Below are 14,295 nucleotides of genomic sequence, written 5' to 3' on the forward strand. Positions count from 1 at the left end.
CCATGCCCGCACCCGTCTGTCCGGAAACGAAGGCGCCGCTCATGCGCGCACCTCGCCACTGCGCAGCCGGCTCGCCGCGAGACTGGACAGGACGGCCACCCCGATCATGTACGCCACCAGCCACGTCCAATGCCCGCCCGCCGCGGCCAGCAGCGCGGTGCCCGCCAGCGGGGCGAGCCCGCCCCCGAGGGTGGCGCCCACCTGCTGGGTCACCGACAGGCCGGTGTAGCGCACGTGCACCGGGTACAGGTTCGCGAACAGCGCGGCCTGCGCCCCGTACATCGCCCCATGCCCCACCGCCAGGCCGAGCACCATCGCGATCGTCGTCAGCGCGAACGAGCCGGTCTGCACCATGAGGAAGAACGGCACCGCCAGCACCGCCTGGAACACCGCGCCGGCGATGTAGACGCGGCGCCGCCCGATCCGGTCCGACAGCGCGCCGAACAGCGGCAGCGTGAAACACTCCACCAGGCAGGCGATGAGCACCGCCATCAGCACGGGCCCGCGCGGCTGCCCCAGCTCGGTGGTGACGTAGGCGATCGCGACGACGTAGTAGACGTTGAACAGCCCGCTCTCGGCGATCTTGGCGAGGATGGACAGCACCACGCTGCCCACGTGCCGGCGGAACACTTCCTTGACCGGCACGGTGTGCACCTCGCGCTCGGCGCGCATCTTGACGAACTCGGGGCTCTCGCTCAGGTGCAGCCGGATGTAGAAGCCGACCGCGATGAGCGCGATGCTCACCAGGAACGGCAGGCGCCAGGCCCACGCCTCGTACGTGCCCTCCGGCAGGAAGGTGTCGAGCAGGGTGACCAGGCCGACCGGTAGCAGCACGCCGGCGGGGGTGCCGATGTGCACCAGCGAGGTGGACAGGCCCTGCCGTTCGCGCGGGCTGTACTCCAGGGCCATGAGGACGCCGCCGCCGTACTCGCCGCCCATCCCGAGGCCCTGCACCAGCCGGATGAGCACCAGCAGCAGCGGCGCGGCGATGCCGATGGAGGCGTAGGAGGGGATGAGGCCGATGGCGAACGTGCCGGCGCCCATCATGAGCATCGTGATGATCAGGACGTTCTTGCGGCCGAGCTTGTCGCCGAAGTGCCCGAAGATCAGGCCGCCGAGGGGGCGCGCGAGGTAGCCGACGAAGAACGTGGCGAACGCGGCCAGCGTGCCGACCAGCGGCGTCTCGGTGGGGAAGAAGACGTCGTCGAAGACGAGGGCGGCGGTGGTGGCGTACAGGGTGAAGTCGTAGTACTCCACGGTCGTGCCCAGGGCGCTGGCCCACACGACGCGTTTGAGCGGCGTGCGGCCGGGCGTCCGCGATGGTGCGGGGGCGCTGGTCGAGCTGTCCATCGGCATCCCTTCTGGTAGTCTGATATATCAGACACTAGATTTAACACCATCGCAACACCAAGGACCAGGAGTCTTCATGCTGGATCTGCACGGGATGATCTCGACCGTCGTCACGCCGTTCGACGACGACGACCAGGTGGACCTCGGGCTGCTGCGCGCGGAGGTCAAATATCTGCTCGACGCCGGCGTGACCGCGATCTGCGCGTGCGGGAGCACCGGTGAGGGCCAGACCCTGTCGCTGGAGGAGAGCGTCGACATCTGCCGCACGGTGGTGGAGGAGGCCGGCGGCCGGGTGCCGGTCATCGCGGGCGTGATCCAGAACTCCACGGCCCAGGTGCTCCGCTACTCCCTGGCGCTGAAGGAGACGGGCGTCGACGCCCTGCAGATCACCCCTGTCCACTACGTGTTCGCCCCGTCGGCCGACGAGACCGTGGCCTACTACCGCGAGATCGGCGAGACGGTGGGCCTGCCGATCGTGCTCTACAACGTGGTGCCGTGGGCCCTGGTGCCGGTGGACGTGATCGAGCGGCTGGCCGAGGTGCCGCAGCTCGTCGCCGTCAAGCAGAGCGGCGGCGACATGCACCTGCTGGTCGACCTGCTGGCCCGGGTACGCGACCGGTTCACGATCCTGGCCGCGCTCGACGACCTGCACTACCCGGCGTTCATGCTCGGCGCCCACGGCGCGCTGGCCGCCATCCCGACCGTCACGCCCCGGCTCAGCGTCGAGCTGTGGGACGCCGTCCAGGCCGGCGAGCACGACCTGGCGCGGCGGCTGCACGAGCGCATCCTCAGCGTGTGGCGGGCCATCGACGGCCCCAACCTGCCCGCCACCCTCAAGGCCGCGCTGCAGTTGCAGGGCCGCGACGGAGGGCGGCCGCGCAAGCCGTTCGCGCCCGCGAGCCCGGCCGAGCGCGAGCGCATCGCCACCGCGCTGCGCGCGGCTAATCTGATCGCTTAGCCGTCACTCGTCCGGTAAAGGAGACATGGTGCCGCCTCTGGCAAAGGGCTCGTCCCTGGTCGTGGAGTCGATCGCGGAGCAGCTCTACCGGATCCTCTGCGAACGGATCACCGGCGGGACGTACGCGCCCGGCTCCCGGCTCGACCCGCAGGCGGTCGCGACGGAGTTCGGCGTCTCACGCACTCCCGTACGTGAGGCGCTGGCCCGCCTCGAACACGACCAGCTCATCGTGACGCGGCCCCGGTCCGGCACCTTCGTGGCCCGGCCGGGCGTCACCGACGTGCACGAGGTCTGCCAGTTGCGCAAGGGCATCGAATGGGTGGCCACCGGCCTCGCCGCCGCCTCGATGTCGCAGGAGCACATCGCCGACCTGCGCGCGGAGGCCGTCGAGGCGCTGGAGCAGACCGAGCGCGGCGACTACGAGCCGTTCTTCGCCAGTGACAGCCGCCTGCACAACGAGATCGTCGCGGCCACCGGCAACGCCCGGCTGATCAAGGCGCGCTCCTCCACCGAGCCGTTCGTGCAGTGGCTGCGCGTCCTGGGCGCGACCGGGCCGCACCGCATCGCCGGCTCCACCCGGCGCCACCTGGAGATCCTCGACGCGATGGCGGCCAGGGACTCCGCCACCGCCCAGCGGGCGGCGGCCGTCCATCTGGACGAGGTCGAGGAGTGGACGATCGCCGACATGGAGTCCAAGGCGATCACGACCTGAGCGTCTCCAGAAACTCTTGTACGGCCCCGGCGAACGCGCCGGGGTCGTCGTCGTGCGCCCAGTGGCCGCAGCCGGGCAGCTCGCGCAGCACGGTGCCCGGCCGGCGCGCGGCCATCCGCCTGGCCATGGCCGTGGGCAGGATGGTGCTGTCCAGGCCGTGCACGAGCAGCGCCGGGCAGCTCGAGCCGAGCCAGTCCGGCCACCAGTCGCCGACGAGGGCCTGCTGGGAGGCCATCATGTCGCCGTGGTCGAACAGCAGCCCCCAGCCGTCCGGGTGCTCGGCCGCGCTCTCCAGGAAGTAGCCCGCGTCGGGGATGCCACGGGCCTCGATGGCGCGGCGCAACTCGGCCAGGGTGGCGGTCCGGCGGGGCCAGTCGCGTACGTCGAGGACGGGGTGCGGCACCTCCGGCCGCCGGTTGAGCGCGCCGCCCTCCTCGACGATCAGGGCGCGGACCAGGTCCGGGTGGCGGGCGGCGAGCCGGAACGCGGTCACCCCGCCCATGGAGTGGCCCAGCACGATCACGGGGCCCAGGCCGAGCCCGCGCAGGAACGCGGCGGCGTCGGCCACGTAGGCGTCGGAGCCGAAGTCGCCGTCGCCGCGCTCGCTGTGGCCGTGGCCGCGCTGTTCCAGCGCGATCACCCGGTGGCCGGGGGCGAGGGCGGCGGCCAGGTTCGCGAACGCGCGGGCCCGGCCGAAGTGCCCGTGCAGCGCCAGGATCGGGATGCCGTCCTCGGGGCCGTGGTCGAGCCAGGCCAGGCGCAGGCCGCGTACGGTCGCGAACGTCATGGTGGTCATCTGGCGGGGGTCCTTTCGCACGATTAACATAACGATCGTCATGTTAATCGCCGGAAGGAATCCTTTACGTGGCCAGGCCCCGTGATCCGCAGCGCCGTACCGAACTGCTCGACGCGATCGTCGGCTACCTGGCCGAGCACGGCATCGCCCAGCTCTCCCTGCGCCCGCTGGCCAAGGCGCTCGGCCGCAGCACGTACGCGCTCACCCACCACTTCGCCGGCAAGGACGAGCTGATCACCGCCGTCCTCGCCCACCTCGACCAGCGCCAGAAGGCCCGCCTGCGCGCCCTGCCCGACCCCGGGACCGGGCTCGGCGACGTCGTGCGCGCCTCCTGGGCCTGGCACATCAACGAGGACCTGCCCATGGTCCGCCTGCTGCACGAGATCGAGGGCCTGTCCGCCGCCGGCCGCCTCACCGGCCCCTACGTGCCCAAGATGCTCGGCGACCGGGCCGGCTTCGTGGCCGGGGTGCTCCGCGCCCACGGCGTGCCGGAAGAGCTCGCGCTGCGCAACGCCACCCTGCTCAACGCCGCCTACGCCGGTCTGCAGATCGACTACCTGACCACCGGCGACAAGGAGCGCGTCGAGGCGGCGCTCGACGACCTCGCCGACCTGGCCGACGGCTGGACCTCGCCCCGCCCGGTGGCCAGCCAGAGCCGGAGCAGGTGACGCCGCCGCGCCGGATCCGGATGATCCGCGTACGCGGTACGGCTGTGCAGCACCACATGGTTGTTGAGGAACTGCATGTCGCCCGTCCGCAGCTCCATGGTCAGCGCGAACCGGGCGTCGTTGGTCAGCCGATCGAGCAGCTCCATCACCTCCCGCTGCGCCGCGCTGAACGGCGGCACCTCCGCTCCCCGCTGCGCCGAACGCAGGTAGTCGGGCCCGTACGCCATCGACAGGCCGCCCCCGTCCCGCGCCACGCAGATCGGCTGGGCGTAGAAGCTGTCCGGCCCGTCACCGGTGCGCCGGTCGTGCCACCACGGCTGGTAGAGCACCTCCGCCAGGTCCGGCCGGGTGCGCGCCACCTCGTTGTGCACCGCCACCGAACCGACGATCGCGCTCGCCCCGCCCGACATCGCCGGGCGTACGCACAGCAACGCCACCACGTCCGACGGATCACTGTGGTAGCCGAGCCGGCCGCTGTGCTCGAAACTGCGCGCCCGCGCCGGGTCCGCGCCGGTGTCCCGCACATGCTTCAACAGCGTCTCGCCCTGCGCGACGACCCCGCCCACATGACAGCCCAGGCCCAGCGCGGCGACCGCGCACTCGTGCTCGCTCATCTCCTCCACCGGCACGCCCCGCACCAGCACGAACCCGCGCCCACCCACGAGCTCCGCGCGAACCTCCCGCAGCACCGGACCGAGCGCCGGCAGCCGGAACCCCTCCTCGGAGACCTCCGCCGGCGAGGGCCCGGCCGCCCGCACGGCCGCGAGCACCTCCCGCCGGTGCTCCTCCGTCAGCCACACCTTCCACTCGTCACGGCCCCGGACCTCATCGGCCAGCCACTCCCCCGGCCCTGTGACTTGCGCTACCACCATCACACCCACCACCTTCCGTCCCGTCCACCCTCCCTCCACCGGCAGCCCGGCACACCCCGTCATCGCCGACAGCGGAAGCCCTTCACCCACGGCGCAATCCACGCGAGGTGATCTTGGAACGTGATATGATCAATAGGTCATGAACAGTCATGACATTTCACAATCTCGTACGGTCCTCGCCGGCGACCCTGACGGTCCGGCCGCCCGCTTCGTCGCGGCCATGAACTCAGGCGACTCCCGCTCCATCGAGCACATCTATGAAGACGACGCCGTCCTGGTGCCCGTGCCCGGCCATCCCGTCACCGGGCCCGCCCGGATCGCCGCCAACCGGCACATGCAGAGCTTCGGCCTGCCGATCAAGGCCCGCCCGCGCCACGTGTACGTCTCCGGCGACATCGCCCTGCTCATCGTCGACTGGTCGATGCGCGGCACCGCCACCGACGGCACCGAGATCGACATGAGCGGCACGGCCACCGACGTGGCCCGGCGCGGCGCCGACGGCCAGTGGCGCTACGTCATCGACAACCCGCACGGCACCTGGCAGCCGTGACGGCCATCGAGCCGTACGAACCCGGGTCAGCCCGCTAGATTTGAGGCGGAATCGTCGTGGATTGCGGGGGGTTGAGAGTGTCGGTCGTAGAGCCAGCGGTGCCAGGAATGCGGCGGTACGGGTGGATGCTCGCGCTGGCCGCGCTGGTCCTCCTCGTGGACCAGTCGTCCAAGTTCTGGGCGACCTCGGTGCTCTCGGGCGGGGAACGCATCGCGGTGATCCCGCAACTGCTCGAATTCCGGCTGCTGTACAACGCCGGCGCCGCGTTCTCGATCGGCGCCGGCGCGACGTGGGTGTTCACCCTTGCGGCGGCCGCCGCGGTGGGCGGCATCCTGTACGCGGGGCGCCGGCTGTGTACGACGGCCTCCATGGCCTGGACGGTCGCGTTCGGCGCGCTGCTCGGCGGCGCCACCTCCCACCTGCTCGACCGCCTCTTCCGCCCGCCGTCCTTCGCCCAAGGGCATGTCGTCGACTTCATCGACTACGGCGGCCTGTTCGTGGGCAACGTCGCCGACATCGCCCTCAGCGGAAGCTGCGTCCTCCTCGTCCTGCTCACCGCCCGGGGCGTCCCCCTCGGAAAGGTGCCGGACGCCCCAGGCTCCCAGCCCTGACCACCTGCCTGCCCGTTCCCGCACGTCGCCACCTTGGCGACGATGGTCGTCCAGCGAGCCGAGCCCACCCTCGCCGTCCGTGGGGAACCCAAGGTCACTCGTCAGCGCCTGCGCCAGTAGCCACAGAACATGATGCGCTCCTTCGGCACGCCGTTACGCACCCAGTGCCGGCGCAACGCCGTGGGCAACGCCGACTCCCCCACCACCCAGCCGTAGCACGACTCGGCCGGAAAGGGAATCTCCTGCGCAGCCGCCAGCACCAGCGCACCAGGGGCGGCGGCGTGGGCGTCGGGGGCACTGCGGTCATCACGGTCGTCAGAGGCGCTGCGGTCATCACGATCGTCACGGGCACCGCGATCGCCACGAGCATTGCGGTGGTCGCGGGCGAGCCAGGTCACCTCCACCCCCTCAGGCGCATCGAGCGACTGCCGGTCCTCCAGAGAGGGGATCTCAACGAGCGCGTGCCCCTCGGTGGCCGGCGGCAGGGAGGCCAAGATGCCCGCCAGTGCCGGCAGTCCACTCTCGTCGGCCGCCAGCACGACCCGTCGCGTCCCGGACGGCGGGTTGAAGCCGATGCCCTCGTCGATGATCCCCACGCTGTCACCGGGCACGCACGTCTCAGCCCAGGTGGCAGCAGGGCCGTCGGCGGCCGAGCCGTGCAGGACGAAGTCCACGTCCAGTTCGGGGCCTTCCGGACGGTACGCCCGTACCGAGTAGTTGCGCAGCACCGGCCGGGACGCCTTCGGCATCGTCAGGATCTTGGCATAGCTCAGGGCGGTGAGCTTGGGCGGCAGGCGCGTCAGCGAATCCTTGGAGACGGGCAAGAAGAGGCGGAACCACTGGTCGTAGCCCATGGGCACGAAGCGTCCGATGTCACCGCCGCCCAGGGTGACGCGAATGAAGTGCGGCGACAGGCGTTGGGTGCGCAGGACGTGGAGGATGAGCAGTTCGGAGGTCTGCGGCTTGATCCTGGTGGTGGTCAGGTTGCTGCGTGCCATTCAGGCTCCAGTTCCGGAAGGCCGACCGAAGCCAGCGCCTTTACACTGTAGATTCGCCGCAGTGTGGGTGACGGGCTTCATGGACGCAGGTCCGTCCAACAGGCGGCGACATAGGCCAGGCACGCCGCCCGGACGTCCGGGCCAAACCGCACCGACCACCCGTCGGGCACGACGCTGAGGGAGGGCCAGATGGACGGCTGCTCCTCGTCGTTGGCCAGGACGAGGAACTCGCCTTTCGGGTCGTCGAAGGGATTCACGAGGTCGGCTCCTGAAGACGGGCCGCGACCATCGCACCGATCTCGGCCATCGGCCCCGGCCGGATCATGCCCTTGTGCCCGCAGGCAACGTCATGCGTCTCGATCACCCCACCCACGTACGGCCGCCAGGCCTCGGCAACCGGGGTACGCAGGTCGGCGCGCATCCAGGCGTCCGCCGCGGCCTCAGGGTCGGCCTCGCCGCGCAGGTCGAGCACGGTCAGGGAGCCGCGCAGGGAGTCGTACTCGCGCAGGTACTGGGCGGGCTCCTCGGTGAAGCGCAGCCGCAGCGGCTCGGCCTCGGCCAGGCAGCGCGCCAGCGCCCGCTCGAACACGGCCGCGTCGAGCGGGCCCCGGAGGTCGACGCGGCCGGCGGTGTTGTAGACGGGGTTGGCGGGGTCGAGCCGCTGGGCGAACCAGATCCCGGCCTGCGCCCCGGTAAGAGGCATGAGCGGCCCAGCAGGTGGTGTGGTCATCGGGCGTTTCCTGTGAGAGTCCCGGGTCCTGAAGAGGGAAGGGCGGTCATGTCAGGCGAACAGCTCCGCCCAGGCCGCGATGGTCGGCTTTTCCAGCAGGTCGGCGAACCCGATCCGGTGCCCCTCCCGCTGCCAGTGCTCGATCAGCGTCATCACCCGGATCGAGTCGAGCCCGGCCTCCACCAGGTCGTCGTGGAGGCCGAGTTCGCCCGGCTCGACGTCCAGGAGTTCGGCGATCTGCGCGCGCAGTCTCTCGGCCGAGGCGGAGTCAGACACCGGCCACCGCCCTGGACAGCGCCCGGCTGAGGCGGGTGGTCGTGGTGGTGACCGCGCACCGTTCGGCGGTCCTGGCCAGCACCACCTTGGCCAGCCGGCCCGCACCCAGCTCGTCCAGGACCTTCCGCACCGCCGCGACGTAGTCGGCGGGCACCGGGATCCGCCTGCTCCACCAGCCGCCGCTGCGCAGCGGCCGGCCGCCCGGCTGGATCGGCTGCGTCCAGGTCTCGGACTCGGGCCTGATCAGGTGCGCCGTGCCGTCGAACCCGATCGCCCCGGCGGCCGGCCCGTCCAACCGCCCGGCCAGGGTGCCCAGCTCGCCCCCGGCCACCCCGCGCACCCCCTGGGTGAGCAGCGTGCCGTGGGGCGAGGCGAACAGCACCGAGGCCGCGCGGTCGTAGCCCGCCAGCGGATCCGCCGCGGTTGTCAGCAGATGCATGTACGTCCAATCTGGTCAGGCGCGGAGGGTCGCGCCGCCGTCCACGAGGAGGACGTGCATGGTGATGTGCCTGGCCCGCTCCGAGCAGAGGAACAGGACCGCGTCGGCGATGTCGGCGGGGTCGGCCACCCGGCCGAGCGGGATGCCGACGCGGAAGGCGCCGGGGTCGCCGGCGAGGGTGGCGGAGAGCGCCTCGTCGGGGTCGGTGCCCGCCCAGAGCGCCCGCAGCATGGCGGTGTCGGTCGATCCTGGGGAGACGACGTTGCATCTGATGCCGTGCCCGGCCACTTCGAGGCCGAGGCAGCGGGTGAACATGCGGGCCGCGGCCTTGGAGGCGGCGTAGGCGGCCATGCCGACGCGCGGCACGGAGGCGGCGTTGGAGCCGACGGTGACGATGGCGCCCTGCCCGCGCGGCGCCATCCGGCGCGCGACGGCGCGGGAGACGTGGAAGACGCCGTCGGCGTTGACGGCGAAGCTCTGGCGCCAGCGGTCGGCGTCGGTCTCGTCCACCGAGCCGGGCAGCAGCACGCCGGCGATGTTGACGAGCAGGCCGATGGGCCCGAGGTTCCGCTCCACGGCGGCGACGACGTCCTCGACGTCCTGGGGATCGCGCACGTCCATGCGGTACGGCACCACACCGGCCGCCACGGCACCGGCCCGCAAATCGGCGGCGGCGACCTTGGCTCCGGCGTCGGCCAGGGCGGAGCACACGGTCGCTCCGATCCCCTGGGCCGCGCCGGTCACCAAGGCGATCCTGCCTTCGATCCCCTCCATTGCGGCAAGTCCTCCCTAAGTGGTTAAGTTAGGTAAACCTTGCCTAATTTGATCGTAAAGTCAGCATCTGTCAAGAGAGTGTCATCAAAGGAGCTCGACATACCCTTCGGTGCCGTTGACCCGGATCCGGCGGCCCTCCTCGATCACCTGGGTGGCGTTCTGGACACCGACGACGGCCGGCAGCCCGTACTCCCTGGCCACCACGGCGCCGTGCGTCATCACGCCGCCGACCTCCATCACCACCCCCTTCACCGACACGAACAGTGGCGACCAGCTCGGATCGGTGAACACCGTGACCAGGATGTCGCCCTCCTCGACGGCGGCGTCGCGCATGCTGCGCACGATCCGCGCCCGGCCCTCCACGACGCCCGACGACACCGCGATCCCGGCCAGCGCCCCCTCCGGCAGGGCGCCGGTGTCGTACTCGCCGGAGATCACCTCGCCCTCCGAGGTGATGACGCGCGGCGGCGTGAGCTTGCCGTACTCCTCGAACTCCGCCCGCCGCCGCTCGATCAGGGCCCGGTCGGCGCGGCCGGTCCGCACCACCTCCCTGAACTCCTCCAGCGACAGGAAGTGCACGTCCTCGGCCCGCTCGATCACCCCGTTCCCGGCCAGCCGGTCCGCCTCGGCCATCAGCGCGCGCTTGTACAGCTCGTACCGCTGCAGCAGGGCGTGCTTGGAGTATTCGCGGTAGCCGATGAAGTGGCGCACCAGGCTCATCTGGCGGGCCGCCTTGCGGGCCTTGCGCGGGCTCCCCTTCAGGCGGTCCAGCAGGTCGGCGATCATGCGCTCGGCCTCCGCGCGGCCCCGTCCCGCCTTGCGGGCGCTCTCCCCCGGCTCCAGGTTCCTGACGTTGGCCAGCAGGAGGGGGACGAGCAGGGTCGGGTCCTCGCTCCACCGCGTCCTGGTGATGTCGATGTCGCCCGAGCAGTGCATCCCGTACTCGGCCAGATAGCCCTCAAGGGCGCGCCGCGCCCGCGGGCCGCCTTCGAGGAGGTCGAGCCCGGGCAGCAGCGTGTCGCGGCCGACCGTTTCGAGGTGCCGGACGACCTCAGGGAACGGGCGGATCACGTCGGCCACGTCGAGCAGGGACAGGCCCATCGCGGCGACGACGTTGTGGTCGGCGGACTGGGCGATGGAGTCGGCGGCGTTCTCGACGCCGAGCCATGCCTTCATGTGCTTGTTGACCCAGTTCACCGACTGGATGCCGACGAAGGCCGCCGCCACGCTGCGCGGGTCGAAGGTGAGCGCGGCCAGCACGTCGTGGTCGTCCAGGATGTACTGGAACAGCTCGTCGCCCGACCTGCCCGCGATCCCCCGCCGGAGCCGTTCGACCGTCGCCTCGTTCTCCGCGATCAGTTGCGGCACGACGTCCGCGTCGTCGCGCCGGGCCATGCTCAGGTACTGGCGGACCATCGGCAGCACCCCGCCCTCGCCGAAGGCGAGGATCGAGGTCTTGCCGCGGGCGAGGCCGCGGGCGAAGTCCTTCCTGGTCAGCACGGTACGCAGCGCGTTGGCCATGAGCACGTCGACCTGGCCGAGGCTCTTGAGGGTGACGGCGCGGGCCATCGGGGAGGACAGCTCGGCCGACATGTCCTTGTAGAAGCGGCCCCCGGTCACCGTGCCCGCCGAGCGGCCCAGCCGGTCGTGCAGGAGGGCGAAGAACGACAGGCCGAGGGGCTTGAAGGCGTCGGTCATCATCTGGCGGTGCCCGTAGGACATGTAGACGTGGTTCTTGTCGTCTCCGGCCTCCGGCACCGGGTAGAGCGTGGTGATCGGCCGGCTCTGCAGCACCTGGAAGTCCCCGCCGGCCAGGCCCCACTCGATGTCCTGGGGGCGGCCGAAGTGGCGCTCGATGCGGCGGCCGAGCGTTTCGAGGCGCAGGATCTGCTCGTCGGTGAGGGTCTGCACGTGCCGCCTGGCGGGCGCGACGTCGTGCTCCTCCGTGCCGCCGTCCCGTGACGGGCGCAGCTCCTTGGTCTGGGTGACGATGTTCCTGGTGATGATGTCGCCCGACCTGACGCGGTAGTTGTCGGCGTTGGCCAGTCCGGACACGAACGCCTCGCCCAGCCCGAAGCCGGCGTCGATCGAGACCACCTTCCGGTTGCACGTGACGGGGTCGGCGGTGAACATGATGCCCGCCGCCTCGGGGAAGACCATCCGCTGGACGACCACGGCCACGTGCACCGCGCCGTGGTCGAAGCCGTTCCTGATGCGGTAGGTGACCGCGCGGTCGGTGAACAGCGACGCCCAGCATCGCCGTACGCTCTCCAGCACCGCCCGCTCGCCCCGGACGTTCAGGTAGGTGTCCTGCTGCCCCGCGAACGAGCTCGACGGCAGGTCCTCGGCGGTGGCGCTGGAGCGGACCGCGCAGGGCCCGTCGCCGAGCTCGGCCAGGTGGCCCAGGATGTCTCCCTCGACCTCGGCGGGCACGGGCTGGGCCTCGACGGCCGCGCGCAGCCGGGCGCACGCCTCGGCGATGCCCGCGCGGTCGTCGGCCCGCAGCCCGGCCAGCCCGTCGATCAGCGCGGCGACCGTGGCGTCGGCCTCGACGACCGCACGGTACGCCTCGGTCGTGACACAGAAGCCGGGCGGCACGCGGACCCCCTCGACCGAGGACAGCTCGCCGAGATTGGCGCCCTTGCCGCCGACCTGGGCGAGTTGCGTCTTGTCGATGTCGTGGAAGCCGAGCACGTATGCACCCATGGCGGAATCCCGTCTGCCTGAGACAATTATGATACAGATCTGTACTGTATCCTAATGCTTACATGCCCCTCCCCCGGGGGATGGGTTGTAGGTGGTCACCACACCAGGTGCCGGGCGGCTCGTCACGTGCCCGGTCATCGCGATCGTGTCCTCGGCCGGGGGGCTCGCCGCCACCGGCACGGTGCTGGCGGAGCTGCCGCCCGGCCTGGCCGCCGCGGTCCTCGTGCTCCAGCATCTCTCGCCGGACCACGAGAGCCGGCTGCCCGAGGTCCTGGGCACGTACACGAAGCTGCCCGTCGCGGCGGCCCGCGACGGGCAGGCGCTGGCGCCCGGCCGGGTCGCGGTCGCGGTCGCGGCCCATCATCTGCTCGTGACCGGCGACCGCCGTCTCGCCCTGGTCCCGTCGGGGCCGATCCCGCCCTGCCGGCCCTCCGCGGACCTGCTGCTGGCCACCCTGGCCGCGGTGGCGGGGCCCGACACCATCGCCGTCGTGCTGTCGGGCACCGGCACCGACGGATCGACCGGGGCGGCGGCCGTGCACCGCCTCGGCGGCACCGTCATCACCACCGACGCGGCCACGAGCATCTATTTCGGCATGCCTCAGGCGTGCATCGTCCGGGGCGAGACCGTCGACCACGTGGTGGCGCTCGGCCGGGTGGCTTCCCTGCTCCGCGAACTGGTGCTCCAGCGCGTTCCCTGAGTCACTGCTGGCCGGGGCGGCGGGCCGGGACGGGGGCGGGGCGGGCGGTGCCGTCGGTGAAGCGCGACGGGCGGAACGGGGCCAGCAACGACGACTCCTCGCCGAAGACCTCGCCCGCCACCTCCTCCATCAGCAGGGGGGCCAGCGTGACGCCGCTGTGCGTGGCGACGGTGTAGACCCGCCGCTCCGCGTCCGCGAAGCCGGCCACCGTGAGCCCGTCGCCGGGCATCGCCCGCATGCCCACGACGGCCCGCTCCACCGTGGCGCCCTCGGTGGCGCGCAGCACGCCGGGCAGCAGGGCCAGCATCTCGGTCAGGACCTCGCCGGGCACCGGGTGGGCCGGGTCGGCCAAGCCGTCCAGGGGCAGCGACTGCAGCAGGATCCGCCCGCCGCCGTCGGGGCGCAGGTTGAGCGCGGCCGTGGTGAGCACGCGCGACAGCCGCGCGGGCACCGGGGCCGTGGTGACCAGGAAGCCGTTGGTGACCGTGCCGGACACGGCCGGGTCCAGCATCGGCACCGTCGCGCCGGCCAGCGCGGCGACCTGCTCGGTCCAGCGGCCGGTGCAGGTGATCACCACGTCGCCGGCGAACGTGCGCCCGTCGGCCACCGTCACCTTCGCGCCCGACGACGACGTCTCGATCGCGGTCACCTCGGCGCCGATCTCCAGCGTGGCGCCGCCGTCGCGCGCCTCGCCGAGCAGCCGGCCGAGCAGGCGCAGCGGCTGGACGTACGCCTCGCCGGGGAAGAACACGTACTCGGTGCCCGGGGGCGGCGGCACCAGGTCGGGCTCCAGCGCCAGCGCCCGCCGGGCGGTGACGCGCTCGACCGGGTAGCCGGTGCCGAGCAGCCGCTCGACGCGGGCCTCCAGCAGCTCCTTGTGCTCGTCGGTGACCGCGCATTCGAGGTTGCCGGTGGGGAAGAACCAGTCGCCGGGGAGCTGGTGGTGCGCCCAGACGGCCGCGTGGTTGAGGTCGAAGTACTCCCTGGGGATCTTGTTGTTGGCGTTGATCCACGCGACCGAGGTGGACGTCGTACCGGCTCCCGGGACGCCCGCCTCCAGGACCGTGACCTGCGCGCCGCGCCGGGTGAGCCCCGCCGCGACCGCGGCTCCGACCACCCCCGCACCGATGACGACGACTCGCACAGTGGCTCCTC

At 71.8% G+C, this 14,295-nt stretch carries 17 protein-coding genes; 6 read left to right on the forward strand and 11 right to left on the reverse strand.

All coding sequences use genetic code 11. From position 1 onward, the window contains the following. Nucleotides 1-39: 39 nt before the first annotated feature. Nucleotides 40-1,350: an MFS transporter gene (locus C4V41_RS45990; RefSeq protein WP_103962358.1), complete on the reverse strand. Its 1,311-nt coding sequence runs from the start codon at nt 1,348-1,350 to the stop codon at nt 40-42. A gap of 76 nt (nt 1,351-1,426) precedes the next feature. Here C4V41_RS45990 and C4V41_RS45995 point away from each other — a divergent pair, with 76 nt between their 5' ends. Then, nucleotides 1,427-2,308, forward strand: a complete 882-nt coding sequence (locus C4V41_RS45995; protein ID WP_103962359.1) for a dihydrodipicolinate synthase family protein — start codon at nt 1,427-1,429, stop codon at nt 2,306-2,308. A 25-nt stretch (nt 2,309-2,333) separates the two neighbouring features. Continuing rightward, complete coding sequence (locus tag C4V41_RS46000; RefSeq protein ID WP_200824687.1) at nt 2,334-3,020, forward strand: GntR family transcriptional regulator; 687 nt, start codon at nt 2,334-2,336, stop codon at nt 3,018-3,020. Here C4V41_RS46000 and C4V41_RS46005 read toward each other — a convergent pair. Continuing rightward, complete coding sequence (locus tag C4V41_RS46005; protein ID WP_103962360.1) at nt 3,010-3,816, reverse strand: alpha/beta fold hydrolase; 807 nt, start codon at nt 3,814-3,816, stop codon at nt 3,010-3,012. The two genes, C4V41_RS46000 and C4V41_RS46005, sit on opposite strands and share 11 nt — an antisense overlap. A gap of 68 nt (nt 3,817-3,884) precedes the next feature. On the opposite strand from C4V41_RS46005, the gene C4V41_RS46010 reads away from it, so the two are divergent. Continuing rightward, a complete protein-coding gene (locus tag C4V41_RS46010; RefSeq protein ID WP_103962361.1) occupies nt 3,885-4,484 on the forward strand; it encodes a TetR/AcrR family transcriptional regulator in 600 nt (199 codons plus the stop codon). Here C4V41_RS46010 and C4V41_RS46015 read toward each other — a convergent pair. Continuing rightward, nucleotides 4,370-5,356, reverse strand: a complete 987-nt coding sequence (locus tag C4V41_RS46015; RefSeq protein ID WP_160150627.1) for a TauD/TfdA family dioxygenase — start codon at nt 5,354-5,356, stop codon at nt 4,370-4,372. The two genes, C4V41_RS46010 and C4V41_RS46015, sit on opposite strands and share 115 nt — an antisense overlap. A gap of 139 nt (nt 5,357-5,495) precedes the next feature. Here C4V41_RS46015 and C4V41_RS46020 point away from each other — a divergent pair, with 139 nt between their 5' ends. Both C4V41_RS46020 and C4V41_RS46025 read left to right on the forward strand, forming a co-directional pair. Then, nucleotides 5,496-5,906, forward strand: a complete 411-nt coding sequence (locus C4V41_RS46020) for a YybH family protein (RefSeq protein ID WP_103962363.1) — start codon at nt 5,496-5,498, stop codon at nt 5,904-5,906. A 107-nt stretch (nt 5,907-6,013) separates the two neighbouring features. Continuing rightward, nucleotides 6,014-6,517: a signal peptidase II gene (locus C4V41_RS46025; protein ID WP_103962364.1), complete on the forward strand. Its 504-nt coding sequence runs from the start codon at nt 6,014-6,016 to the stop codon at nt 6,515-6,517. Nucleotides 6,518-6,618: 101 nt separating this feature from the next. On the opposite strand, the gene C4V41_RS46030 is transcribed toward C4V41_RS46025, so the two are convergent. The 7 genes from C4V41_RS46030 to rph form a co-directional block, all read right to left on the reverse strand. After that, entirely contained in the window at nt 6,619-7,515 is an 897-nt protein-coding gene (locus C4V41_RS46030) for a siderophore-interacting protein (RefSeq protein WP_200824688.1), read from the reverse strand. Nucleotides 7,516-7,592: 77 nt separating this feature from the next. Beyond that, nucleotides 7,593-7,772: an MbtH family protein gene (locus C4V41_RS46035; protein WP_103962365.1), complete on the reverse strand. Its 180-nt coding sequence runs from the start codon at nt 7,770-7,772 to the stop codon at nt 7,593-7,595. Further along, nucleotides 7,769-8,245, reverse strand: a complete 477-nt coding sequence (locus C4V41_RS46040) for a condensation domain-containing protein (protein WP_103962366.1) — start codon at nt 8,243-8,245, stop codon at nt 7,769-7,771. Before C4V41_RS46040 ends, C4V41_RS46035 begins: the two co-directional genes overlap by 4 nt. A gap of 51 nt (nt 8,246-8,296) precedes the next feature. Next, on the reverse strand, nt 8,297-8,521 hold the full coding sequence (locus C4V41_RS46045; protein ID WP_103962367.1) for a phosphopantetheine-binding protein: 225 nt from the start codon (nt 8,519-8,521) through the stop codon (nt 8,297-8,299). Next, nucleotides 8,514-8,960 carry a hypothetical protein gene (locus C4V41_RS46050; protein WP_103962368.1) on the reverse strand — a complete coding sequence of 149 codons (447 nt, stop codon included), beginning with the start codon at nt 8,958-8,960 and terminating at the stop codon, nt 8,514-8,516. Before C4V41_RS46050 ends, C4V41_RS46045 begins: the two co-directional genes overlap by 8 nt. 15 nt (nt 8,961-8,975) lie before the next feature. After that, nucleotides 8,976-9,734: a 2,3-dihydro-2,3-dihydroxybenzoate dehydrogenase gene (gene dhbA / locus C4V41_RS46055; RefSeq protein ID WP_103962369.1), complete on the reverse strand. Its 759-nt coding sequence runs from the start codon at nt 9,732-9,734 to the stop codon at nt 8,976-8,978. A gap of 84 nt (nt 9,735-9,818) precedes the next feature. Continuing rightward, nucleotides 9,819-12,440: a rifamycin-inactivating phosphotransferase gene (rph, locus tag C4V41_RS46060; RefSeq protein ID WP_103962370.1), complete on the reverse strand. Its 2,622-nt coding sequence runs from the start codon at nt 12,438-12,440 to the stop codon at nt 9,819-9,821. Nucleotides 12,441-12,531: 91 nt separating this feature from the next. On the opposite strand from rph, the gene C4V41_RS46065 reads away from it, so the two are divergent. Continuing rightward, nucleotides 12,532-13,140: a chemotaxis protein CheB gene (locus C4V41_RS46065; protein WP_103962371.1), complete on the forward strand. Its 609-nt coding sequence runs from the start codon at nt 12,532-12,534 to the stop codon at nt 13,138-13,140. Between the two features lies 1 nt (nt 13,141). Here C4V41_RS46065 and C4V41_RS46070 read toward each other — a convergent pair whose 3' ends face one another. Further along, complete coding sequence (locus C4V41_RS46070) at nt 13,142-14,284, reverse strand: NAD(P)/FAD-dependent oxidoreductase (RefSeq protein ID WP_103962372.1); 1,143 nt, start codon at nt 14,282-14,284, stop codon at nt 13,142-13,144. Nucleotides 14,285-14,295 lie beyond the last annotated feature (11 nt).

The organism is Nonomuraea solani (genome assembly GCF_900108335.1).
In the GTDB taxonomy this organism is placed as follows: domain Bacteria; phylum Actinomycetota; class Actinomycetes; order Streptosporangiales; family Streptosporangiaceae; genus Nonomuraea; species Nonomuraea solani.